Genomic DNA, 21801 nt, shown 5'->3' with positions numbered 1-21801 from the left:
CGACGCAAGTCGGGATCCAGCCTGAGCTTGACCCCAGGGCTCCGTCGGGTTGAGCGGATGACGGCGCTAGGCCTTCCTGAGTTCGTCCGGCTTGTGCGCCGCCAGCGCGCCGGTCTTGTCGCTCTTCACGATGTACTCGGGATTGTCCTTGGACGCGGCCACCTTATGGCCCTTGATCTGGGTCGGGCTGGTCTGCTTGCGGACGACCTTGCCCTTGGTGGTCCCCTGGCTGTGGTCCCACTTCACCGCATCGCCCGCCTTGAACGTCTTTTCAGCCATCGCGCGCCTCCATCCGTCCGCGATCAAGAGGCGGCGGGAGCGCGGAGTTCCATGCTTGACCTGACGCGGTCCGCGGAGAACGCTTGGGCGTGCGTTCGACCGAACCCCACGACCGGACGGCTTCGGACGAGGCGACCCTCGCCTTCTACGACCGCGAAGCCGAGACCTATGCGGCCCGCCGGGAGGCCGGCTCCAGCCGCGCCCTCGCCGCCTTCCTCAGCCGCCTGGCGCCCTGCGCCCGCATCCTCGAGCTCGGCTGCGGCGGTGGGCAGGAGGCCGAGGCTATGATCGCGGCCGGGTTTGAGGTGACGCCGACCGACGGCTCCCCCGCCCTGGCCCGCATCGCGGAGGCTCGCCTTGGGCGGCCGGTGCAAGTCATGCGTTTCAACGAGCTGGACGCCCAGGCCGAGTACGACGGCGTCTGGGCCAGCGCCTGCCTGCTGCACGTGCCCGCCGCCGGCCTGCCGGATGTGCTTGGGCGCATTCACCGGGCGCTGAGGCCCGGCGGCGTCTTCCACGCGAGCTTCAAGGGCGGCGAAGGCGAGGGGCGCGATGACCTCGGCCGCTACTACAACTTCCCGCGCCGGGACGAGCTGGAAGCCGCCTATCGCGCGGCGGCGGCCTGGCGCGAACTCAAGATCTCCGAAGGCGCCGGCGGCGGCTATGACGGGGTCGAGCGGACCTGGTTCCTCGTCGCCGCAGTGAAGGGTGACAGGTAGGGCTCCGCCCAACCTGGTTCCCAGCGCCCTACTCCGCCGGCAGCACGTTCTCGCTGCGCTTGGCCAGCAGCTTATCGAACTCGCTCCAGACGCCGGCCTCGCCGTGCCATTGGCCGCGGGTCGCGGCCTTGGAGTATTCGGTGGAGCGGGCCTCGAAGAAGTTGGCGTGCTCGACGCCGGAGAGCATCGACTGCAGCCAGGGCAGCGGGTTCTCCTTGGCGCCGTAGACCTCCGGCAACTGCAGCTGGCGCAGGCGCCAGTCCGCGATGAAGCGGATGTAGCGCTTGATGTCGTCGGGGGTCATGCCCTCGATGTCGCCGGCCTCGAAGGCCAGGTCGATGAACTTGTCCTCCAGGCTCACCACCGTCTTGCAGCAGTCGATGATGTCGTCGGCGACCGCCTTGGTGACCACGCCGGTCTCGGCGTTGAAGGCGTGGAACAGCTTGATGACGCCCTCGCAGTGCAGGCTCTCGTCGCGCACGCTCCAGGAGACGATCTGGCCCATCCCCTTCATCTTGTTGTGGCGCGGGAAGTTCATCAGCATCGCGAAGGAGGCGAACAGCTGCAGCCCCTCGGTGAAGCCGCCGAACATGGCCAGCGTGCGGGCGATGTCGGCGTTCGAGTCGACGCCGAAGGTCTGCATGTAGTCGTGCTTGTCGCGCAGCGCCTGGTAGTCGAGGAAGGCGGTGAACTCGCTATCGGGCATGCCGATCGTCTCGAGCAGCAGCGCGTAGGCGGCGATGTGGATCGTCTCCATGTTGGAGAAGGCCGCCAGCATCATCTTCACCTCGGTGGGTTTGAAGACGCGGGCGTACCGCTCCATGTAGTTGTCGTTCACCTCGACGTCCGACTGGGTGAAGAAGCGGAAGATCTGGGTGAGCAGGTTGCGCTCGCGGTCGTTCAGCTTGGCCGCCCAGTCCTTGCAGTCCTCGCCCAGCGGCACCTCTTCGGGCATCCAGTGGACCTGCTGCTGCTTCTTCCAGAACTCGTAGGCCCACGGGTAGCGGAACGGCTTGTAAGCGTAGGAGGGGGTGAGCAGGCCCGGCAGGGCGCGGACGTTCGACTCGGACACGGCGGACTTCCCGTTCGGCAGGCGTTGGACGACGATCTCAGGACTTGAGGTTAACCACCACACGTTGACAACATCTAGCGCGAAGTTGCCGCACGCGCCCAACATGTTGTGAACAGATTGGGGATGAAAGCATGACGGACAGGATGCTGCTCTACAGCGCCAAGGGCTCGGGCGGGGTAGCCGTGGAGGCGGCCCTGACGCTGATCGGGGCGCCGCACGAGGTGACAGATTCCTACACCTTCAATCCCGCGACGCCCGAGAGCGGCGACAAGGTGCTGGTCGCCAACCCCATGCGGCAGGTGCCGGCGCTGGCGCTGCCGTCCGGGGAGGTGCTGACCGAGAGCGCGGCGATTCTGATCTGGCTCGCCGAGGCCCACCCTGAGGCGAACCTCGCGCCACGCCCCGGCGATCCGACTCGCGGCCAATTCCTGCGCTGGATGAGCTTCGTCTCCTCGGCGATCTACTCCCTCTATTGGGTGAAGGACGATCCCTCCCGGCTGGTCCCCGACCCGGCGGGCCATGCGGCGCTGGTGGAGCGCACGCTGGAGCGGATCGCCTGGTGCTGGGGCGTCATGGACGCCCAGGTCAGCCCCGGCCAGTACATCCTCGGCGACCAGCTCACGGTGCTGGACCTCTACGTGAACGTCGTCTCGCGCTTCCGGCCTCGCCGGATGCGGTTCTACAAGGAGGCGCCGAAAATGGCCGAGGCCGTGAAGCGGGTGGACGCCGACCCCCGGCTGGCGCCGCTCTGGGCGGAGCGGATGGCGTGAAGCTCTACACCTACCAGCGCAATTCGGCCGGGGAGCGGGTGCGGATCGCGCTCAATCTGAAGGGCCTGGCCTGCGACTATGTCTCGGTTCCGGCGCTTGCGCCGGGCGAATACGAGAAGGTCAATCCGCAGGGGCTGATGCCGGCGCCTGAAGTGGACGGGCGGATCATCGCCCAGTCGGCGGCCATCCTGGCCTTCCTCGAGGAAGGCTGGCCCACCCCGCCGCTGCTGCCGGCAGACCCCGTCACCCGCGCCCAGGCCCGCGCTTTTGCCGCCCACATCGCGGCCGAGATGCACGCCCTGACGGTGAACCGGGTGCGCAAATACCTGGCCGCGGACTTAGGGCTCGGCGAGGACGGCGCCGCCCGCTGGACCGTGCACTGGCTGAACCTCGGCTTCGCAGCCCTCGAGGCGGCGCTGGCCGCCCGGCCCGAACCCTGGCACTTCTGCTTCGGCGATACGCCCGGCTGGGCCGACCTGCACCTGATTCCGCAGCTGCGCAACGGCCGCCGCCTGGGCTGCGACCTCTCGGCCCATCCGCTGCTGCTGGAGGTCGAAGCCCGCTGCGTCGACCTGGCCCCCTTCCGCCTCGCCCGGCCGGAGCATCAGCCGGACTACGCGGGCGAGCCCTCCTAGATCGTCATCCCGGACGGACGCCAGGCCGATCCGGGACCGAGAATCACGTGCTCGCGGCTCTCCGCTTCGCTACGGCCGGGATGACGGTGGAGTTTACCGATCCGCGCCCGCCCGTCGCACGGCGTCGGGGTGGGCGAAGGTGTAGGTGATGTCGAAGGCGCGGGCGGCAAGCTCGGCGGGCGGCTGAAGCGGCTCGCCCGGGGCGTCGATGCCGACCAGGACGCCCCCTTCGACGCTCTCCGGCGCCTCTGGCTCGGCCGGCGACTGGGCCGCGGCCTCAAGGGCGAAGCCGATCGGGTCGTCCAACAGCAGCCCGATCAGGTCGGCCGGTTCAGGCGTGCGCTCGCCGGCCTGCGCGAACGCAGGGCCGGCGAAAAGTACAGCGGTAAGGAAAGCGCCCCAAGGTTTCATCGGCTGGTCCCCAGCGTCTCGACCGGAGGGGCGCAATCCGGTCAGCTGAGATCAGCCTAGACCGGCCCGGCGAGACCGCTAGCGGTTTCGCCGGGCAGGCGAGCCCTGCCCTACTGGCAGGCGAGGCATTCCTCGTAGTCAGTCTTCTCGCCGGAGACGCTGGCGAAGATCGCCGCGCCCTCGCCGCCGGCGTGGGCGGCGCGCTGCACCGATTTCGAGCGCAGGTAGTAGAGGCTCTTGCAGCCCCGCTCCCAGGCCATCCAGTGCAGCATGTGCAGGTCCCACTTGTCGACGTCACCCGGCAGGAAGACGTTGACCGACTGGGACTGGCAGATCTCGGGCGTGCGGTCGGCGGCCAGTTCGACCACCCAGCGCTGGTCGATCTCGAAGGCGGTCTTGAAGACGTCCTTCTCGTCCTGGGTCAGGAACTCCAGGTGCTGCACCGAGCCCTCGTTTTCGAGGATCGAGTCCCACACGGACGGGGTGTTCTGGCCCTTCTCCGTCAGCACCTTCTCCAGGTACGGGTTCTTCACCGCGAAGGTGCCCGACAGGGTCTTGTGGCTGTAGATGTTGGCCGGGATCGGCTCGATGCCGGCGCTGGTGCCGCCGCAGATGATCGAGATCGAGGCGGTCGGGGCGATCGCCAGCTTGTGGCTGAACCGCTCCATCACCCCGCGGTCGGCGGCGTCCGGGCAGGGCCCGCGTTCGGCGGCCAGGGTGCGGCTCGCCTTATCGCACTCGCGGCGCAAGTGCTTGAACAGGCGCATGTTCCAGCTCTTCGCCAGGGCGCTCTCGAACGGCACGTTCATCGCCTGGAGGAAGGAGTGGAAGCCCATCAGGCCCAGGCCCACCGAGCGCTCGCGCATGGCGGCATAGATGGCGTGCTCCATCTCCGGTGGAGCGCGCTCGATGAAGTCCTGCAGCACGTTGTCGAGGAAGCGCATCACGTCCTCGATGAAGGTCGGATGGTCGCGCCACTCCATGAACTTCTCGGCGTTCACCGACGACAGGCAGCATACCGCGGTGCGCTCCTTGCCCAGGTGGTCCTGGCCGGTGTGCAGCATGATCTCCGAGCACAGGTTCGACTGGCGCACCTTGAGGCCCAACTCGCGCTGGTGCTGCGGCATCGAGCGGTTCACCGTGTCGGCGAAGATCAGGTAGGGCTCGCCGGTCTGCAGGCGGATCTCGAGGATCTTCTGCCACAGGGTGCGAGCGTCCACCTCCTTCACCGGCTCGCCGGTCTTGGGGCTGCGCAGGGCGAACATCTCGCCGTCACGCACCGCTTCCATGAACTCGTCGGTGATGGAGATGCCGTGGTGCAGGTTGAGCGACTTGCGGTTGAAGTCGCCCGACGGCTTGCGGATCTCGAGGAACTCTTCGATCTCGGGGTGGTGGACGTCGAGGTAGACGGCCGCCGAGCCGCGGCGCAGCGAGCCCTGGCTGATCGCCAGGGTCAGGGAGTCCATCACCCGGATGAAGGGAATGATGCCGCTGGTCTGGCCGGCGCCCTTCACCTTCTCGCCGATGGAGCGGACGCCGCCCCAGTAGGTGCCGATGCCGCCGCCGTTGGAGGCCAGATGGACGTTCTCGTTCCACACATTGACGATGCCGGTCAGGTTGTCGGGCACCGCGTTGAGGAAGCAGGAGATCGGCAGGCCCCGCTGCGCGCCGCCGTTCGACAGGACCGGGGTGGCCGGCATGAACCACAGATTCGAGATGTAGTCGTAGATCCGCTGAGCGTGCTCGGCGTCGTCCGCGAACGCCGTCGCCACCCGGGCGAACATGTCCTGGTAGGACTCGCCCGGCAGCAGATACCGATCTTCCAGGGTGGTCTTGCCGAAGTCGGTCAAGAGGGCGTCCCGGCTACGGTCCACCTCCACCTTGCGCACCAGCTGCAGCTGGGGCCGCTCGGACCCGCGCTCCGGCGCCACGGCCCGCGCCGACTCAGTCACGTTCACACGCGCCGCTTCCGTCCCGCTCATACGCCTTACGACCCTCTCCCTGTGCGAGCCTATGGGCCCCCTGCCCTTCAGCTCCAGCCCCATATGTAGTGGCTGCTCTGTCCACCACACCATCATATGGGGCCACGAGGCTAATGACTCGTCAATGCGGCGGAGCCGCCGGCGCCCAGGTTTTTTCTTACCCGAACCTTAACGCACAAGCCCCCGCGCAGGGCGGGACGCGACGCCGCGGGTCCGGCGATCACGTGAAGGTGAAGGGTGAGGTGCTGGTGGCGATGGGCAGCCGCCGCCGCCCTGCGTCGCGATTTAGGCGAGCATCGCGCCTTGATCGGACCGGCCAGCCAGCAGGCGGCCGATGGTGTCGAACAGAACCGACATATCGACGGGCTTGTGCAGCAGGTCGTCGGCGCCGGCCGCTTCGGCCTGCCTGCGAATGTCGGGACCGCTGTCTGCGGTGACAACGATGACCGGCAGCGCCGCCTTGTCGTCGCCCCGCGCGCGAATGCGGCGGATGGCCGCCAGGCCGTCCATGCCGGGCATCCGAAGGTCCATGAGAACGAGCTGGTAGTCGCCCAGGTCGACCATCGAGAGGCCGGTCTCCGCGTCCTCGGCTTCGGACACATCGACACCCGCGGCCTCGAGCATGCTCTTGACCACAGCTCTGTTGACGGCGTTGTCGTCTACGAACAGAACCCGCACGGGCTTCTCCAACTCAACGACAACACACTAGAACTCAGACACTTACGCACCGCTAACGGCGGACGTGGGCGTCATCGATGAATCTCGGGGCGCTCTCGGCTCTGCCCACAGGCTTTTCAGCTCGGCGACCAGGTCACCTGTGCTGATCGGCTTTCGCGCAACATGGTCGGCGCCGCCCCGGAGCAGCTGATCGACATCCTCGGCAGCGCCCGCCCAAAGCACGCAGATTCGGGCCGCACCCGGACAGGCGGCGAGCCGATCGAGGCCCGGCGCGCCCCCCAGCGCGCCGCCCTCGGCCAGAACCACGTCGAAGTCGCGGCTCTGAAGCGTCGCCATCGCGGCGTCGAGGGAAGCTGCGATCTCGATCCGCTCCGCATGGGGCGCGAACGCCGCCTTGAGCACGCTCTGCGCCAGCGGATTCGCCTCGACAAGCAGGATGGAGGGGCCTCGCTGCCCAGCAACCGAGGCTGGGGCGGCTTCGCGAGACACGCGACGGAGGGGCAGCACGATCCGGAACACGGAGCCTTCGCCCAGGGTGCTGCTCACCGTCAGCTCGCCGCCCATCGCCAGCGCCAGGCGTCGCGAGATCGCAAGCCCGAGCCCCGTGCCGCCGTACTGGCGAGTGATGCTGCCGTCCACCTGACGGAAGGCCTCGAAGATCTCTTCGAGCTTGTCTGCCGGAATGCCGATACCGCTGTCGGAAACCTTCAGGACAAGAATCTCGTCGTCGCCGCGGCCCTCGACACACGCCGACAGCGCGACTTCGCCGGCCTCCGTGAACTTGATGGCGTTGGCCATGAGGTTGGAAATGATCTGGCGCAGACGCGTGTCGTCTTCCAGGATCCAGGCAGGGGCGTCCCCGCGATCGATCCGCAGCGCCAGGTTCTTCTCAGCCGCCTTGGCGGACCAGAGCAGGCCTGCCTCGTCGAGCAGCCCGTGCAGATCCATCTCCACCGGGACGATCGTCAGGTGGCCGTTCTCGATCTTCGACATATCGAGGATGTCGTCGACGAGCGCCAGCATCGTCCGGCCGGCGGTCTGCACCACGCCCACGTTCTGGCGGACGCGTGGATCGAGAGCCGTGTCGGCGAGGATCACCTGGGTCATGCCCAGGATGCCGTTCAGCGGCGTACGGATTTCGTGGCTGGTGGAGGCGAGGAACTCGGTCCGCGCCTTCAGGGCCTTGTCGAGCGCGGCATTGGCGGTCTGAAGCCTACGGTTGGCGGCGCGGATCTTGTTGCGGCTCTTGCGCATGTGGTCCGCCAGCTGAAGCAGGTGCGCCTCGCGCGCCTCGACCATCGCCTGGGCGCGGCGTTGCAGCTCGCTGCGGACGGTCCAGATCAGCACCAGGACCTGGCCCAAAAGGATCGGAGCCACCTCGATGGCGACGGGTGCAAACGCCTGGATCAGCAAAGGCAGCGCGAGGGCGCACACGCCGACCGCCAAATGAGCCAGCAGCAGCCTGCGAAGCGAAACGGCGCGGCTGCGGGGCCGCAGCAGAAACACGACTGCGAAGGCGACCACCAACGGCACATACGGGTGCAGCCGCGTCAGGTCCCGGCCGCTCCGCACGCTCTCATAGGCCAGCGCATGCACGTAGACGCCGGACAGCGTGCCAAAGCGCGGCGTCGCGAATTCGTCTCCGAGCTCCAACGCGGTCGCCCCGATCAGCACCGATCGGCCGCGAACGGCGGCGGGGTCGAAGCGGCCTTCATAGACGTCCTGGAAGCTGAGGTGGGGCGTGTCCTCGATGCGGATGCCATAGTCGAGAATGAAGCTGCCGAGGCGGCCGGGTGGGGCCTCTGCGAGCAAGGCTCCCATGGAGGGACGCACTTCGACCGGGGCCTCGAAGCCGTAGCCGTAGCGCCGGACACGGCCGTCAGGGTCCACCGGCACGTTCACGCTGGCCAGAACCGCCTCGGCGGCGAGGCCGTCGAGCGGCGCATTCTCCAGCCATCCGCCCCCGGCCGATCGTGACCGGGGCTGAACGAATGTGGGCAGCACCACCGAGCCGGGGTTGGCCTGGATCGTGGCCTGGAGCCTGGCGTCACCGTCTGGCGACGATGGGGCGCTGAAGTCGACATCGAAGCCGACGACCTTTGCGCCAGCAGCCTGCAGGTTCCGGATGGCGGTTGCGTAGCGGTCGCGCGTCCAGGGCCAACGGCCCGCCGCGCGGATACTGGCGGTGTCGATCTCCACCACCGTAAGGGTTTGGCTCACGGGACGTTGCAGCAGCCGGAAGCGTATGCCGGAGAGACCGTCCTCGACGACCTGAAGCAGGCCCGCTCCCGACGCGAGAACCAATAGCGCTACAATGACGACGAGGCCGGCCACGCGCTGCGCACGGCCGGCCCATGATCCGGGCGAAGCTAGGCGTTCAGCCGATCGGGCCCAGGGAAGCCGCATCAGCGGGTCGGACCGCCGCCCTTGCCGCTGCCAGCGCTCGATCCGCCACCGCCGTCGCCAGGTTCGCTGCCGTTGCTCGGCCCATTGCCGTTGTTCGCGCCGTTGCCGTTGCCCGGCCCGTTCCCGTGGTCAGCGCCGTTGCCGTTGCCGGGCCCGTTCCCGTTGTCAGCGCCGTTACCGTTCCCCGGTCCGTTGCCGTTCCCGTTCCCGTTGCCGTTGCCGTTCCCCGGTCCGTTGCCAGGACCATTCCCGTTGTCAGCGCCGTTACCGTTGCCCGGTCCGTTGCCGTTGCCGGGCCCGTTGTCAGCGCCGTTTCCGTTGCCCGATCCGTTGCCATTGCTGCCTCCCGGACCGTTGCCGTTTCCCGGGCCATTGCCGTTCCCGTTCCCCGGGCTGTTTCCGTTGCTGGACCCGTTACCGTTTCTGGGGCCATTGCCATTGTCAGCGCCGCTCCCGTTCCCCGGGCCGTCTGCGGTTCCCGAGCCGTTCCCGTTTCCTGGGCCGTTCCCGTTATTGGATCCGTTCCCGTCGCTCTGGCCGGACGGGACGCCGCCGACACCGAGGCCAGCGCCACCGTCGGACACGGGAGGCGGCGCGGGCGGTTGCGCAAGCTCTGCACCCGCGGTTCCGGTCGCCGAGGTCTGCGCCAGCTGCGCAGTTGCGACTTCGCTGGCGCCGGGCGCGGCGGCCGCAAGCTGCGCCGAAGCTGGCGGCGGGCCGGCGTTCGTCGTCGGCGCCGGGGCCGATTGCACCAGACCATCCGAAACGGCGGTGTAGTTGAGCGGCTCCACCTGCGCGGCCGCTTCCGGCGGGGCTTCGGCCGAGGGGGTCGTCTTGCTCACGGCGTTGGGAGCCTCGCGCGTGACCACGCCCGTGGCGCCCGCCGGAATGTCGGAGCCCGCGCCGCCGCTCGACGGGCGAACCTCCACCAGGCCCTCGGCTACGTGAACGGTGTCCGAGAGCGGGCCCACGTTCACGGTGAAGGTGGTGCCCTTCACGATTGCGGCGAGCAGCGGCGTGTCGACCTGGAAGTGTTTGGACGGCTGCTTGTCGACCTGGAAGAGGATCGAGCCCAGGTCCTGAACGATCCGCGCCATTCCAGGCTGCGGCTCGGGCGCTACCGTCATACGGCTGTTCGCGCCGAGCACGATCTTCTGCGCGCCGTTGAACAACGCGGCCCGGGCTCCGGCAGCCGTCGTGATGTTGGCGCCAACCGGCACCACCTGGTTCGCGACCGCCGGTGCGGTCGCCCGACCGGGCGCGGCGACGCGCACCGTCCCGCTGACTTCGACCAGCTTCCAGTCGGCCGCGAAGGCCGAACCCGCGGAGAGAACGAGGCCAGAGGTGAAGATCACCGACGCCGACGATCGAAGAACACGCATCCGCTAATCCATCCGTGACGACCAGAAGGCCGGTAGTAACTCGATTACGACCCAGTGAATGACACGGCCACGGATAACGCCTGACTAACAGCTTGAATCTTTTCTTAGTTAGTCGCCCGTTCATCTAATTGATCCATCATGTAGACTTAAACTTGGCGTTTACCATGGTGCTCGGTCGGTGAGGTTTCAGTACAAGCTAAAGCGCCTCCGCGACGCCGCCCTTGCGGTGGCCCTGCCGCTCGCCGGGGCCGGCCAGGCGCATGCAGAACCGCAGGCGGCGATCCCGCCGGAGCGTTGCGCCGCCACGTCGGAAGCCTGCTTCGTGCTGATGGCGCTGACGATCGACGGCGTCAGCGCCTATCCGCTCAAGGACTTGGCTCCGCTCTACGCGGACTATCTGACGCGCGAAGTCTCGATGACCGACCTCGCCCGCATCGCTCAAGCGATCACGGACAAGTACCGAGCCGACGGCTACTTCCTGGCCCGGGCGGTGGTCCCGGCGCAGAGCGGGCCCGAGGGCATCGTCCGCATTGTCGTCTACGAGGGCCACGTCAGCCAGATGCAGGTGAGCGGACGCGCGTCCGGGGCCGTTCGTGTGCTGCTGGACGGGATCACCGACGCCCGCCCGCTCCGGCTGACCGACCTAGACCGACGCCTGACCCTCGCCACGGACCGCCCCGGTCTGAAGCTCAAGTCTCAGCTGGAACCTGTCCTCGAGGATCCTGCGCAGCACCGGCTCCTCGTCGAGGCCGACCGACAGCTGCTGACGGGCAGCTTCTACCTCGACAACCGAGGCACGGAGTCCGCGGGCCCGTGGCAGGCCTACGGGCGGATCGCCGCCAATTCCACCTTCACCGGAGGCGACCAGCTCGCGGCATCGATGCTGACCGTCCCGGAGGATCCAGAAGAATTCACCCAGGGCGAGATCAGCTATCTCTATCCGCTCCGGACGGGCGGCAGCCTTACGGCCCGCGCCTCCATGGCCCGCGCCCAGGACGGCTCCAGCAATCTGGGCTCGGTGTTCGGGAATGAGAACCGGGCCGTGAACCTGCGCCTCACCCACCCCCTCTCGCGCGGGCGCAGCCACGCGGTGTGGGGCGCAGTGGGGTTCGACGCGACGCAGGTGGAGCAGGACTGGGGCTCGATCGGCGGTTACGAGGACAACCTGCGTGTGCTGCGCGCCTCGGTGCTGGCAAACCGGCAGGGCCCAGGACGAGCGACCACCGCCTTCGCGCAGATTTCTCGGGGGCTCGATGTCCTGGGAGCCACGGACAACCCGGGGCCAGGCCGCTCGCGCTGGAATGCGGACGGCCAGTTCTGGAAGTTGAACCTCCACGGCTCCCACTACCGCGACCTGGGCCGCAGAGCGGGCGTCTACCTGCAGGCCGACGCCCAGTGGTCGCCGGACCCGCTGCTGGCCTCGGAGGAGTTCGCGGCGGGGGCCCTGCCCTACGGCCGGGCCTATAACTATGCCGAAATCGCCGGCGAAAGCGGCGCAGGGGGGCTGCTGGAGCTCCGCTACGGCTTCGATCCGAAGGCGCGCCCGCTGAGCTTCTTCCAAGTCTACGCCTTCGCCGACGCGGCCAAGGTCTGGCGCAAGGACGCGCCGGCGGGCTTCAAGAGCGCGGCGCTTTCGTCTGCGGGGGTCGGGACCCGCCTGACCTTTAACAAGGCGACGCTCCGCCTGGAGGCCGCCAAGCCGCTTACGCGCACGCCATACGCCGCGGGGGACAAGGAGTGGCGGGCGTTCGTCGCCCTCAGCGCGGCGTTCTAGTTGCGCTGCCTCCGCCAAGCGCCGCCCGCTCCTTCGTCACCACATCGAGCGCCGCCTGCGCCTTGCCGACCGCGGCGGCGTCGCCGCGCCGCTTCGCCTCGATGAGATCGCGGGTGGCCTCCATCTCGCGCACCGGAATCAGGTGGGTGGCGTCGGCGGGGACGAAGGGCAGGGTCTGGATGCGCTTCAGGATGGCCCGTTGGCGTTCGGCCTCGGGCGTGTCGCCGACGCCGTAGGAGAATAGGAAGTCGGCGACCTTGGCCTTGATCTGCGGGTCCAGGTCCTTGCGCCAGATCATCGGGTCCTCCGGGATGCGCGGCGAGCGCCAGATGATCTCCACGCGCTGCATCGTGCTCTTGGCCAGCGGCGTCTCCAGCATCGCCAGGCGCTCCATGGAGGCGGTGTTGTTGGTGGCCGCGTCCAGGGTGCCGGCGCCGACCGCGAACAGGTTCGCCTCATGGTTGGCCGAGCGGACGGTCCTGAAGCACGCGTTGGGATCGATCCCTCGCGGCGCGAACAGGTAGGTCATCGGCGCCAGGGTGCCGGAGGTGGACTTCGCATCGCCGATGCCGAAGTCGAGGCTGCGGTCGCAGGCCAGCAGCTTCTCCAGGGTGGTCCCCCGCCCCTTCGGCACGATGATCACCGCCTCGTAGCCGTCGACGCCGCTGGGGTTCACGCTTCGGGCGAACACCTCCCCGCCGGCCCGGCGCACGGCTTCAAGACCCGACTGGTTGGTGAACCAGCCGACGTCGGTCTGCTTGAACCGCATGGCCTCGATCAGGGCGGTGTAGTTGCTGCCGAAGAACGGCTTCACCTCCAGCCCGGTGGCCTGCTCCATGTCCTCCAGGAAGGGGGTCCAGTCGCCGACCGCGGACTCGCGGCTCTCGGCCGACAGGATGGAGAAGTTGATGGTGGTCTGGGTCGTAGCCGGCTCCGGCCTGGAGCAGGCGGCCAGCGCCAGGGCGAGGGCCGCGATCGAGAGCAGGACAATGCGCATGGCGGCACGATAGTGGCTCGCAAGGGGCCGGGAAACGGCGTCCGCCCCTTGTCTGCGCAACCTGGGCCTCCAGATTCGGATTGAAGGTCAGGAGGCCACCGACTTGGCGTCACCGTTCGAGGGTTATGAAGTCGCCGCGGCGCTGAGGCCGTCGGCCCAGGCCTGCCGGTTCGACCTGGACGAAACGCTTTCGTCCGTGGTCGCCCTGGAGGCGCAGGTTCCGGAGGACGCGCTGACGGCGACGAGCCTCGGGACGGAGCGGCTGGGCAACGGCACGGTCATCGGGCCGAACGGCCTGGTGCTGACCATGGGCTACCTGATCACCGAGGCGCAGGACGTGACCCTGACGCGCAACGATGGCGCGCGCGTGCCGGCACATGTGCTGGGCGTCGACTCCGTCACCGGCCTTGGCCTGGTGCAGGCGCTGGAGCCCCTGGGCCTGCCGGCCGTGCCGCTCGGCGACTCGCGGGAGTTGCCGCCGGGCAGCGAGGTGGTGATCGCCGGGGCCGGCGGACGGGCCCACGCCGTGGCCGGCCAGGTGCTGGCCCGCATGCCCTTCGCCGGCTACTGGGAATACCTGCTGGACGAGGCGATCTTCACCGCCCCCGCCCACCCGCACTGGAGCGGCGCGGCGCTGATCGGCCCCACCGGCGAGTTGGCCGGCGTCGGCTCGCTGAGCCTGCAGGGCCAGACGCGGCAGGGACCGCAGCCGATCAACATGTTCGTGCCCATCGAGCTGTTGCCGCCGATCCTCGACGACCTGGCCCGCGGCAAGCCGCGCGAGCATGTCCGCCCCTGGCTGGGCGTCCTGGCCCAGGAGCTCGGCCAGAACGTCGTGGTGGTCGGCGTCAGCCCGAAGGGGCCCGCCTCCCGCGCCGAACTGCGCGCCGGCGACATGATCCTGGCGGTCGACGGCGCCCGCGTCTCGACGCTGGCGGAGTTCTACACCCGCCTGTGGGCGCAAGGGCCGGCGGGCACGATCATCCCGCTTCGCATCAAGCGCGACGGCGACGTCTTCGACGTGGAGATCAAGTCGAAGGACCGCGCGGCCCTGCTCAGGAAGCCCAAGTACAACTGACGCCGCTATCCGAACGCCGTTCGGCTATATTCCATTCCTCTGGGACGGAGAGAAAGATGGCCGATGGCAACATCACCAGGGGCGCCCTGTAGCGTGTCCGCCGCCCCAGTCTTCCTCAAGGCGGCCGAGATCGAGGCCAGCCTCGAGCTCGCGGCCGAGCGGTGCGAGGACCTGACGCCGCTGGTCTATGCGAAGGTCTTCGAGCGGCACCCGGAGATGCTGCCCCACTTCTGGCGGGACACGAAGGACGCCATCAAGGGCGAGATGCTGTCGCGCACCTTCTCGGCGATTCTCGATTTCGTGGGCGAGCGCCGCTACGCCGATCACATGATCCTGACCGAGATGGTCACCCACGAGGGCTACGACGTCCCGCGGGAGGTGTTCGCCACCTTCTTCGGCTTCGTGCGCGACGCGGTGCGCGAGGTGCTGGGCGCGGACTGGACGCCGCCGTTCGCGCAGGCCTGGGACGAGCTGCTGGCCGAGATCGACGGCTATATCGCCTCCGCCTCCGCCCCCCTTCTGCAGCCGGCGTCGTAGGCGGCGGTTGCCGAAGGCGCGGCGAGGGGTTCAGATACGCCCATGGACGCGCTGGTGGTCATCGACGTGCAGCAGGGGATGTGGGCTTTCCCCGAGTATCCGCCGCATGACGGCGAGGGCATGGTCGGGCGCATCTGCGGGCTGATCGATCGGGCGCGGGCGGCCGGCGCGCCGGTGTTCTTCGTCCAGCACGAGGGCGGACCGGGAGAGGCCCTGGAGCCCGGAAAACCGGGGTTCGCGCTGCACGCCGACCTTCGCCCGCGGCCGGACGAGCCGGTGATCGCCAAGCGCCAGTGCAGCGCCTTCCTGGACACCGACCTCGATGCGCGGCTGAAATCCGCCGGGGCCGATCGGCTGGTGATCTGCGGCATGCAAACCGAGTTCTGCGTCGACACCGCCGTGCGCGGCGCCGTCGAGCGCGGCTACAAGGTCACCCTGGTGGCGGACGGCCACTCCACGGGCGACACGCGGGTGCTGAAAGCGGCCGACATCATCCGTCACCACAACAACACGCTCCGTATGGGCTTCGCGGAGGTGAAGCCGGCCGCCGAGATCGCCTTCGGCTGATCAGCCGATCTTCGCCTCGACCTCGGCCATCAGCCGCGCGTGCTCCTCAGGGGACAGGACCTGCGGCTGAGCGACCGGCTCGCCGGTCTCGGTGCGGAAGAAGGGCGTGCGCCGCCAGGCGCCGGTGAAGCGCGCACCGACCCCGTTGGCCAGGAACCACAGGATGGCGGGGCCGAGGCCCACAGGCTTCGGCTTGTTGGCGGTGCGAGCGCCGTCGACATTCACCCTCGCCTTCACAGAGCCGAACGCCTGATCGAGCGACGGCTGGCCGGCGTCTTCGAGAACGTTGTGCACCAGGCCGACAAACGAGACCTTCGGCGTCGCCAAGGTGTTGCCGACCGGCGTGCGGCAGCAGGCGGCGTACCAGCGCAAGAGGCCCTTTTCCGTCAGCCGCATGCAGGCCAGCTGGTCCGCGCCCTGGGTGAACACCACCTTGCTCGGCGAGGTCTGGATGACGGTCGTCGCGCCTAGCGGGTCCAGCACCTCCGCCTCGCGCCCGAGGAAATGGGCGAAGGCCTGGCACGAGCGGCAGTAGCAGACCGCGTGGTTTGCGCCGCGGATGTCGGTGAGCTGACCGCGGAGCGTCCCGCAACGGCATTGCAGCGCATGTGTCATTCCGGGCTCCCGTCCGCAACCTTGGCGGCATACGGCCTCGCTGTCGGCCGCAGGTCAACGGCGCGGCCCTGGACAACCGGGTTCCGTGGACGACACTGCGGCTCCGCACCCGGGAGACCGCCAATGATCCGCGCCGCCTGCCACTGCACCGCCGTGCGGTTCGAGATCGCCGAGGCGCCGAGCTGGGTGCTCGACTGCAACTGCACCCTCTGCCGACGCTACGGCGCGCTGTGGAGCTATTACCACCGCGGAAACGACCAGGACCTGCTGGTCCGCAAGCCCGACCCCGATGTCACCCAGACCTACACCTGGCTCGACGGCGATCTCGCCTTCCACCGCTGCAAGGCCTGCGGCTGCGTCACCCACATGGTGGCGGCCAAAATGCCGTCGCAGCCGGTCTACGGCGTCAACGCGCGGATGATGGTCGGGCTGGACCCGGCCAAGGTGAAGCTGCTGCAGGTGGACAACGGCCATACCGGCTTCTTCTGGACCCGCTCCAACGATCCGGTCATCGCCAGCAAGCAGCCGAATGAGCCCGCTCCCGGCCCCGCCGACTGGCGCTGAACGCCGCGAAGAAGGAGCGGAACCGGCGGTTCCCAACCGACGTTGGGCCCGGATGTTTCTGCAATCTGGGGAGACGCAAGACGCGGCCTCGCCTTCAAAGTTCGATGAAGCCTCCGCGGGCGAGTCGCTGATCTCCGGCCTTAGCGGCCTCTGGGACAACCTGCTGGAGCTCGATCCGTCCGAGGTTCTGATCAACCTCGCATTGTCGGTGCTGGTGATCGCGCTGGTCGCCGGCGCGGTGTGGGGCCTACGAAAGCTGCTGCACCTCGCCCTCGCGCGACTATCGCCGCATCCGCCCGCGCCCGACGCCGCTCCGAAGATCGCCGGCGTCACCTGGGGCCTCGTCCGCCTGCTCGCCCTGGCCGCGGCCGCGACGGCCGTGCTCGGCATCTGGGGCGTCGACATCTGGGCCTGGCTGACCCGCGGATCCGGGCTCGTGTTGTTCCGCATCGCGCTGATCGTCGTCGCCGCCGCAGCGGTGTCCGAGATCGCCGGCTACGTGATCGACCGCACCATCAACGCGGCCGAGCGGCGCAGCTCCCGACCGCACAGGGCGGCGCAGCTGCGGACGATCCGACCGCTGATAAGAGGGTTTGTGCAGCTGCTGGTGGTCGGCCTCGCCGCGCTCACCGTGCTTTCTGAACTCGGCGTCCAGATCGGGCCGCTGCTGGCCAGCGCCGGCGTCGTGGGCATCGCGATCGGCTTCGGCGCGCAGACGCTGGTGAAGGACTTCCTCACCGGCATCTTCCTGATCATGGAGGACATCGTCGCCGTGGGCGACAATGTCCGGATCGGCGAACGTTCGGGCACGGTCGAGGCCATGACCCTGCGCACCATTCGCCTGCGCAACCTCGACGGCACCCTGCACATCCTGCCCTACAGCGAGGCGCAGGTGATCGACAACCGCACCAAGAGCTACTCGAGTTACGTCGTCGAGGTGGGGGTCGGCTATCGCACAGACATCGACGAGGCCTTCGCCGTCATGCGGCAGGTGGGCGAGGATCTCCGGGCCGACGCCGAGTTCGGTGAGCTTGTGGAGCGACCGCTGGAGATCCTCGGGCTCGACGGGTTCGGCGACAACGCGATCATGCTGAAGGCGCGGATCCGCACCCGTCCGGGCGAGCAGTGGAAGGTTGGGCGCGAGTACAACAAGCGGCTGAAGGCGGCCTTCGACGCCAATGGCATCGAGTTTCCGTTTCCACAGCGTACGATCAGCATTGACCCGGAGAGCGCGACCATGCTGCAGGCGGCGGCCCAGGAGGCCGCTGTGCGGCCCTCCCGCGAGCCGCGCACATGGAACGCCGACCCGCGGACGGGGCGCTAGCGGGCCAGCACCTGCTCCGGAACCTCGATGTCGATCTCCAATGTCGAGACCTGGTCGCCGCGGTCCAGCCGCACCACCACCTTGTCGCCGTCGATGGGGATGTGCTTGGCGATGGCGGCGAGGATCTCCTTCTGGAGGCGTTCGGCCAGGTCGGTGCGCCCGGAGAACGCCCGCTCGTGAGCCAGCAGCACCTGCAGCCGCTCGCGGGCGACGGGGGCGGAAGAGCGGTTGCGGTTGAAGAAATTGAGGAAGCTCACGCGGCGACCTTCCTTCCGAACAGCCGCTCCAGGAACCCGCGCTTCTCGCGCGGCGTCGTCATTGTGACCTCCTCGCCCATCAGCCGGCGGGCCGCGTCGGCGTAGGCCCGGGCCGGCGCGGAGGCCGGGTTGTGCAGGGTCACCGGGCAGCCGAGGTTGGAGGCGGTGAGCACGTCGGGGCTCTCCTGCACGATGCCGAGGAGCGGGATGGCGAGGATCTCCAGCACGTCCTCGACCTTCATCATCTCGCCGCGGGCCGCGCGCACCGGGTCGTAGCGGGTCAGCAGCAGCTGCTTGTCCACCTTCTCGCCGCCCTCGGCGCGCCGCGTCTTGGAGTCCAGCAGGCCGATGATCCGGTCGGAGTCGCGCACCGAGGAGACCTCCGGGTTGGTGACCACCACCGCCTGATCGGCGAAGCGCATAGCCAGCGTCGCGCCCTTCTCGATGCCGGCCGGGCTGTCGCAGATGATCCAGTCGAAGCGGGCGCGCAGCCCGTCCATCACCTTCTCGACGCCCTCCTCGGTCAGCGCCTCCTTGTCCCGCGTCTGGGAGGCGGGCAGCAGCCACAGGGTCTCCAGCCGCTTGTCCTTGATGAGCGCCTGCGGAAGCTTGGCGTCGCCCTGGACGACGTTGACGAGGTCGAACACCACCCGCCGCTCAGCCCCCATGACGAGGTCGAGGTTGCGCAGCCCGACGTCGAAATCGACCACTACGACGCTCTGGCCGGCCTGGGCCAGGGCGGCCCCGAGCGCCGCGGACGAGGTGGTCTTGCCCACGCCTCCCTTGCCGGACGTGACGACGACGACTTTGGACATCGAAAGCTGCTCCTTTGATCAGTCGAGCGCCGAGAGCCGCAGGCTCCCGCGGTCGCAACGCACCTGCACCGCCCGGCCGTGCAGGTCGGGGCCCCAGTTGTCGGCGGTGCGGAAGAGACGGGCGACGCCGACCAGCTCGGCCTCGAGCTTGCGGCAGAAGATGCGGGCCGACTCGCCGGCCTTCAGCCCCGCGATGGCCCTGCCGCGGAGGGGGCCGTAGACGTGGATCGACCCGCCGGCGATCACCTCGGCCCCAGAGGCGACGGCGCCCACGATCGTCACGTCGCCGGACTCGAAGTCGATCACCTGCCCTGAGCGGACCGACTCCTCGATCAGCAGGGAGGGGGCGGGCTCCCGCGCCGCCGGGGCCGGCGCCTCGCGCGGCTGGATCAAGTCGCGGCCGTGCAGCGAGGTGGCCAGCCGCTCCCAGCGGGTGCGGGCCAGGACCCGGGGATCGACGCCTTCCACCCCGACAATCCGCAGGCCCCTCGCCTCCAGCCCGTCCAGCACGATCAGCGCCGCGTCGGGTCCGGCGGCCGAGGTCGCCGACAGGTCGGCGACCATCGGGCGGCCGGCGAACAGCTCGGGCGAGCCGCGCATCTGGGCGTCCAGAGCCGTGAACCACTCCGACATCGGGAACTCGGGGGTGATGATCAGCGCCATAAAGCTGCGCCCCCGCACCCGGACGGTGGGGGCTGCGAGCCTGCCGGTCGTCGTCGCCATCGCCATCTCGCCCTCCACCGCCATGGCCGCAGAATCCCGATCGCGGGCGGCTGGCCCCCGCGGTCACGCTTGCAGGTTCATCGATCGATTGCGCCGACCTCCCCGGCGAGGCCGGGTGTGCTTTCAGCAGCGGGTCACGGCGCAGCCGCACCCAAGGTCTCGGCTCGAACCGAGTCCAAATCTGGGCCGCAGCGGGCGCTCCGGCAGCCAGGCGTGGCCGGAGCTACCCGAAATGGGCGACGGATCAGCGGTTTCCGCCGATGAGGTCGCCGAGCTCGCCGAGGATGGAGCCTTCGCCGCGGTTCTGACCGCCGGCGCCGCCAGCCGCGGCCAGCATCCGCCCGGCCAGCCGCGAGAACGGCAGCGACTGGATCCAGACCTTCCCGGGCCCGGTCAGCCGGGCGAAGAACAGGCCCTCGCCGCCGAAGAAGACGCTCTTCACGCCGCCGGCCATCACCAGGTCGAAGTCGATGCTGGGCGTGTAGGCGGCGAGGCAGCCGGTGTCGACGTGCAGCTGCTCGCCGGGGGCCAGCTCACGCTCGATGAGCGTGCCGCCCATCTGCACGAACACCCAGCCGTCGCCCTCCAGCTTCTGCATAATGAAGCCTTCGCCGCCGAACAGGCCGGTCATCACCCGGCGCTGGAAGTGGACGCCGATCGAGACGCCCTTGGCGGCGGCCAGGAAGCTGTCCTTCTGGCAGATCAGCGTGCCGCCGATGTCGGCCAGGTGGAGGGGCAGGATGGCGCCCGGCGTCGGCGAGGCGAAGGCGACGCGCGCCTTGCCCTGACCCTGGTGGGTGAAGACGGTGGTGAACAGGCTTTCGCCGGTGATCAGCCGTTTGCCGGCGCCCAGCAGCTTGCCCATGAAGCCCTGCCCCGAGCCGCCCGCGCCGTCGCCAAAGACGGTGGTCATCTCGACGCTGGCGTCCTTCCAGACCAGGGCGCCCGCCTCGGCGATGGCGCTCTCGCCGGGGTCCAGCTCGACCTCCAGGAACTGCAGCTCCTCGCCGCGGATGGCGAACTCGATGTCGTCGGCGACGGCTGCGCTGCGGTGATGTTCCCAGGGACTGGCGGGCATGATCGGCTCCTCTTCGTGGGAGGCCCGATTTAGAGCCCGGCCGGGGCGCTGAGAAGCCTCAGCGGCGCGCCGGCCGCAGCATCGGGACGAGCGGCGGGAAGTCGCCCGGCTGGATCATCCCCACCACCTCGAACCCGTGCCGTTCGTAGAGCGGGATGTTGGCCGGGTTGGAGCTCTCCAGATAGGCCGGCAGCCCTTCGGCGTCGCAGCGCCTGAGCCCCTCTTTCAGGAGCGCCGAGCCCAGCCCCCGGCCCTGCCGGGAGGGATCTGTGCCGATCATCGCCAGGTACCAGTGCGGCTCGTGGGGATGGTTCTCGCCCATCGCCTCGCCGACCTGGCCCAGCACCTCCTGCTTCTCCGGCGGAATGTCGAGTTGCTCGATCAGTGCGCCGATTCCTTCGCCGTCCGACTCCACGCCGGCGGGGAGCCAGAGGGCCGCCGCCCCGCCGTCGGCGCCCACATAGGCCGAGCCATGCTCGAAGGCGGCGCCGCCCAGCGCCATCGCCAGCCGCCGGAACGCGCCAATGAAGGTCTCCGGGCTGGTGAGCGCATAGCGCATGCAGGGATCGACGCTGAACGCCAGCAGCAGGGTGCTCAGCACCGCCTCCTGCTCGCTCTTCTCGGCGATCCGGACCTCGTAGCCGGGCATGGGCGCTCCTCCGTGGGCCGGCGCTGCATAGCGCCGCTTCAGCGGCGGAGCATCGCCGCACACTCGTGGAACGGCAATCGGCCGATGACCGGCATAGACCGTCTCTATGGTGCAGAGCGGCAATTTCGATTTTGCAGATGCACACCCATGGCCTACATGAGGCGCACCACCAACCGGAGAGCACGAATGTCCCTGATCAACACCACTGTGAAGCCCTTCACCGCCCAGGCCTACAAGGCCGGCAAGTTCGTCGCTGTCAGCGACGCCGACCTGAAGGGCAAGTGGTCAGTCGTCTTCTTCTATCCGGCCGACTTCACCTTCGTTTGCCCGACCGAGCTTGAGGATCTGGCCGACAACTACGCCGAGTTCCAGAAGCTGGGCGTGGAGATCTACTCGGTTTCCACCGACACCCACTTCTCGCACAAGGCCTGGGCCGACACCTCGCCCGCCATCGGCAAGATCCAGTACACCATGGTCGGCGACCCGTCG

At 68.8% G+C, this 21801-nt stretch carries 24 protein-coding genes; 10 read left to right on the top strand and 14 right to left on the bottom strand.

Translation table 11 applies throughout. The features are described 5' to 3' along the window. Positions 1-66: 66 nt before the first annotated feature. Positions 67-279 (bottom strand): DUF2945 domain-containing protein, encoded by a 213-nt coding sequence (locus VHK87_RS07020; RefSeq protein ID WP_329634188.1) that lies wholly within the window; start codon positions 277-279, stop codon positions 67-69. A gap of 89 nt (positions 280-368) precedes the next feature. Between VHK87_RS07020 and VHK87_RS07015 the strand changes: the two genes are divergently transcribed. Beyond that, on the top strand, positions 369-998 hold the full coding sequence (locus VHK87_RS07015) for a class I SAM-dependent methyltransferase (RefSeq protein ID WP_329634187.1): 630 nt from the start codon (positions 369-371) through the stop codon (positions 996-998). A gap of 28 nt (positions 999-1026) precedes the next feature. Here the strand turns inward: VHK87_RS07015 and VHK87_RS07010 are convergent, their stop codons facing one another. Next, on the bottom strand, positions 1027-2070 hold the full coding sequence (locus tag VHK87_RS07010) for a ribonucleotide-diphosphate reductase subunit beta (protein ID WP_329634186.1): 1044 nt from the start codon (positions 2068-2070) through the stop codon (positions 1027-1029). Between the two features lie 131 nt (positions 2071-2201). On the opposite strand from VHK87_RS07010, the gene VHK87_RS07005 reads away from it, so the two are divergent. Further along, entirely contained in the window at positions 2202-2840 is a 639-nt protein-coding gene (locus VHK87_RS07005) for a glutathione S-transferase family protein (protein ID WP_329634185.1), read from the top strand. Next, a complete protein-coding gene (gene maiA / locus VHK87_RS07000) occupies positions 2837-3475 on the top strand; it encodes a maleylacetoacetate isomerase (RefSeq protein WP_329634184.1) in 639 nt (212 codons plus the stop codon). The genes VHK87_RS07005 and maiA overlap by 4 nt, the downstream gene beginning before the upstream one ends. 93 nt (positions 3476-3568) lie before the next feature. Here the strand turns inward: maiA and VHK87_RS06995 are convergent, their stop codons facing one another. The 5 genes from VHK87_RS06995 to VHK87_RS06975 form a co-directional block, all read right to left on the bottom strand. After that, positions 3569-3886 (bottom strand): hypothetical protein, encoded by a 318-nt coding sequence (locus VHK87_RS06995; protein ID WP_329634183.1) that lies wholly within the window; start codon positions 3884-3886, stop codon positions 3569-3571. A 110-nt stretch (positions 3887-3996) separates the two neighbouring features. Beyond that, complete coding sequence (locus VHK87_RS06990; RefSeq protein WP_329634182.1) at positions 3997-5868, bottom strand: ribonucleoside-diphosphate reductase subunit alpha; 1872 nt, start codon at positions 5866-5868, stop codon at positions 3997-3999. A 285-nt stretch (positions 5869-6153) separates the two neighbouring features. Beyond that, positions 6154-6546, bottom strand: a complete 393-nt coding sequence (locus VHK87_RS06985; RefSeq protein WP_329634181.1) for a response regulator — start codon at positions 6544-6546, stop codon at positions 6154-6156. A 42-nt stretch (positions 6547-6588) separates the two neighbouring features. Then, entirely contained in the window at positions 6589-8880 is a 2292-nt protein-coding gene (locus VHK87_RS06980; protein WP_329634180.1) for a CHASE2 domain-containing protein, read from the bottom strand. A 71-nt stretch (positions 8881-8951) separates the two neighbouring features. Then, positions 8952-10334 carry a FecR family protein gene (locus VHK87_RS06975; RefSeq protein ID WP_329634179.1) on the bottom strand — a complete coding sequence of 461 codons (1383 nt, stop codon included), beginning with the start codon at positions 10332-10334 and terminating at the stop codon, positions 8952-8954. Between the two features lie 178 nt (positions 10335-10512). On the opposite strand from VHK87_RS06975, the gene VHK87_RS06970 reads away from it, so the two are divergent. Further along, positions 10513-12108, top strand: coding sequence for a ShlB/FhaC/HecB family hemolysin secretion/activation protein (locus VHK87_RS06970; protein WP_329634178.1), 1596 nt, complete (start codon positions 10513-10515; stop codon positions 12106-12108). Here VHK87_RS06970 and phnD read toward each other — a convergent pair. Beyond that, positions 12092-13105 carry a phosphate/phosphite/phosphonate ABC transporter substrate-binding protein gene (gene phnD / locus VHK87_RS06965; RefSeq protein WP_329634177.1) on the bottom strand — a complete coding sequence of 338 codons (1014 nt, stop codon included), beginning with the start codon at positions 13103-13105 and terminating at the stop codon, positions 12092-12094. The two genes, VHK87_RS06970 and phnD, sit on opposite strands and share 17 nt — an antisense overlap. A gap of 103 nt (positions 13106-13208) precedes the next feature. Here phnD and VHK87_RS06960 point away from each other — a divergent pair, with 103 nt between their 5' ends. The 3 genes from VHK87_RS06960 (at position 13209) to VHK87_RS06950 (ending at position 15287) form a co-directional block, all read left to right on the top strand. After that, positions 13209-14183, top strand: a complete 975-nt coding sequence (locus tag VHK87_RS06960) for a S1C family serine protease (RefSeq protein ID WP_329634176.1) — start codon at positions 13209-13211, stop codon at positions 14181-14183. A 93-nt stretch (positions 14184-14276) separates the two neighbouring features. After that, positions 14277-14720 carry a globin gene (locus tag VHK87_RS06955; protein WP_329634175.1) on the top strand — a complete coding sequence of 148 codons (444 nt, stop codon included), beginning with the start codon at positions 14277-14279 and terminating at the stop codon, positions 14718-14720. A gap of 42 nt (positions 14721-14762) precedes the next feature. Next, positions 14763-15287, top strand: coding sequence for a cysteine hydrolase family protein (locus tag VHK87_RS06950; protein WP_329634174.1), 525 nt, complete (start codon positions 14763-14765; stop codon positions 15285-15287). Here VHK87_RS06950 and VHK87_RS06945 read toward each other — a convergent pair whose 3' ends face one another. Beyond that, positions 15288-15902 carry a DUF6151 family protein gene (locus VHK87_RS06945; RefSeq protein WP_329634173.1) on the bottom strand — a complete coding sequence of 205 codons (615 nt, stop codon included), beginning with the start codon at positions 15900-15902 and terminating at the stop codon, positions 15288-15290. Between the two features lie 123 nt (positions 15903-16025). Between VHK87_RS06945 and VHK87_RS06940 the strand changes: the two genes are divergently transcribed. Then, the gene (locus VHK87_RS06940) at positions 16026-16466 is read left to right on the top strand and encodes a hypothetical protein (protein WP_329634172.1); all 441 of its coding nucleotides are present in this window, start codon (positions 16026-16028) and stop codon (positions 16464-16466) included. 52 nt (positions 16467-16518) lie between these two features. After that, entirely contained in the window at positions 16519-17790 is a 1272-nt protein-coding gene (locus tag VHK87_RS06935) for a mechanosensitive ion channel family protein (protein ID WP_329634171.1), read from the top strand. Here the strand turns inward: VHK87_RS06935 and minE are convergent. The 5 genes from minE to VHK87_RS06910 form a co-directional block, all read right to left on the bottom strand. Continuing rightward, positions 17787-18047 carry a cell division topological specificity factor MinE gene (minE, locus tag VHK87_RS06930; RefSeq protein WP_329634170.1) on the bottom strand — a complete coding sequence of 87 codons (261 nt, stop codon included), beginning with the start codon at positions 18045-18047 and terminating at the stop codon, positions 17787-17789. The two genes, VHK87_RS06935 and minE, sit on opposite strands and share 4 nt — an antisense overlap. Further along, positions 18044-18862, bottom strand: coding sequence for a septum site-determining protein MinD (gene minD, locus VHK87_RS06925; protein WP_329634169.1), 819 nt, complete (start codon positions 18860-18862; stop codon positions 18044-18046). The genes minE and minD overlap by 4 nt, the downstream gene beginning before the upstream one ends. Before the next feature lie 18 nt (positions 18863-18880). Then, positions 18881-19609 carry a septum site-determining protein MinC gene (minC, locus tag VHK87_RS06920; protein WP_329634168.1) on the bottom strand — a complete coding sequence of 243 codons (729 nt, stop codon included), beginning with the start codon at positions 19607-19609 and terminating at the stop codon, positions 18881-18883. A gap of 220 nt (positions 19610-19829) precedes the next feature. Then, positions 19830-20663: a TIGR00266 family protein gene (locus VHK87_RS06915; RefSeq protein ID WP_329634167.1), complete on the bottom strand. Its 834-nt coding sequence runs from the start codon at positions 20661-20663 to the stop codon at positions 19830-19832. A gap of 58 nt (positions 20664-20721) precedes the next feature. After that, on the bottom strand, positions 20722-21312 hold the full coding sequence (locus VHK87_RS06910) for an N-acetyltransferase (RefSeq protein ID WP_329634166.1): 591 nt from the start codon (positions 21310-21312) through the stop codon (positions 20722-20724). A gap of 186 nt (positions 21313-21498) precedes the next feature. Between VHK87_RS06910 and VHK87_RS06905 the strand changes: the two genes are divergently transcribed. Beyond that, positions 21499-21801 (top strand): redoxin domain-containing protein (locus VHK87_RS06905; RefSeq protein ID WP_329634165.1); only part of this gene is annotated, 303 nt, incomplete at its 3' end.

Source organism: Phenylobacterium sp. (assembly GCF_036263695.1).
Classification (GTDB): domain Bacteria; phylum Pseudomonadota; class Alphaproteobacteria; order Caulobacterales; family Caulobacteraceae; genus Phenylobacterium.
Note: the sequence above shows the minus strand (reverse complement) of the source record. Positions and strands in the feature narration are given on the sequence as shown.

Excerpts from the sequence above, each read along its gene's own strand:
- VHK87_RS07020 (WP_329634188.1), bottom strand. The coding sequence starts at position 279 with ATGGCTGAAAAGACGTTCAAGGCGGGCGATGCGGTGAAGTGGGACCAC.
- VHK87_RS07005 (WP_329634185.1), top strand. The coding sequence starts at position 2,202 with ATGACGGACAGGATGCTGCTCTACAGCGCCAAGGGCTCGGGCGGGGTA.
- VHK87_RS06995 (WP_329634183.1), bottom strand. The coding sequence starts at position 3,886 with ATGAAACCTTGGGGCGCTTTCCTTACCGCTGTACTTTTCGCCGGCCCT.
- VHK87_RS06990 (WP_329634182.1), bottom strand. The coding sequence starts at position 5,868 with ATGAGCGGGACGGAAGCGGCGCGTGTGAACGTGACTGAGTCGGCGCGG.
- VHK87_RS06975 (WP_329634179.1), bottom strand. The coding sequence starts at position 10,334 with ATGCGTGTTCTTCGATCGTCGGCGTCGGTGATCTTCACCTCTGGCCTC.
- phnD (WP_329634177.1), bottom strand. The coding sequence starts at position 13,105 with ATGCGCATTGTCCTGCTCTCGATCGCGGCCCTCGCCCTGGCGCTGGCC.
- VHK87_RS06950 (WP_329634174.1), top strand. The coding sequence starts at position 14,763 with ATGGACGCGCTGGTGGTCATCGACGTGCAGCAGGGGATGTGGGCTTTC.
- VHK87_RS06945 (WP_329634173.1), bottom strand. The coding sequence starts at position 15,902 with ATGACACATGCGCTGCAATGCCGTTGCGGGACGCTCCGCGGTCAGCTC.
- VHK87_RS06940 (WP_329634172.1), top strand. The coding sequence starts at position 16,026 with ATGATCCGCGCCGCCTGCCACTGCACCGCCGTGCGGTTCGAGATCGCC.
- VHK87_RS06935 (WP_329634171.1), top strand. The coding sequence starts at position 16,519 with ATGTTTCTGCAATCTGGGGAGACGCAAGACGCGGCCTCGCCTTCAAAG.
- minD (WP_329634169.1), bottom strand. The coding sequence starts at position 18,862 with ATGTCCAAAGTCGTCGTCGTCACGTCCGGCAAGGGAGGCGTGGGCAAG.
- minC (WP_329634168.1), bottom strand. The coding sequence starts at position 19,609 with ATGGCGGTGGAGGGCGAGATGGCGATGGCGACGACGACCGGCAGGCTC.
- VHK87_RS06915 (WP_329634167.1), bottom strand. The coding sequence starts at position 20,663 with ATGCCCGCCAGTCCCTGGGAACATCACCGCAGCGCAGCCGTCGCCGAC.
- VHK87_RS06910 (WP_329634166.1), bottom strand. The coding sequence starts at position 21,312 with ATGCCCGGCTACGAGGTCCGGATCGCCGAGAAGAGCGAGCAGGAGGCG.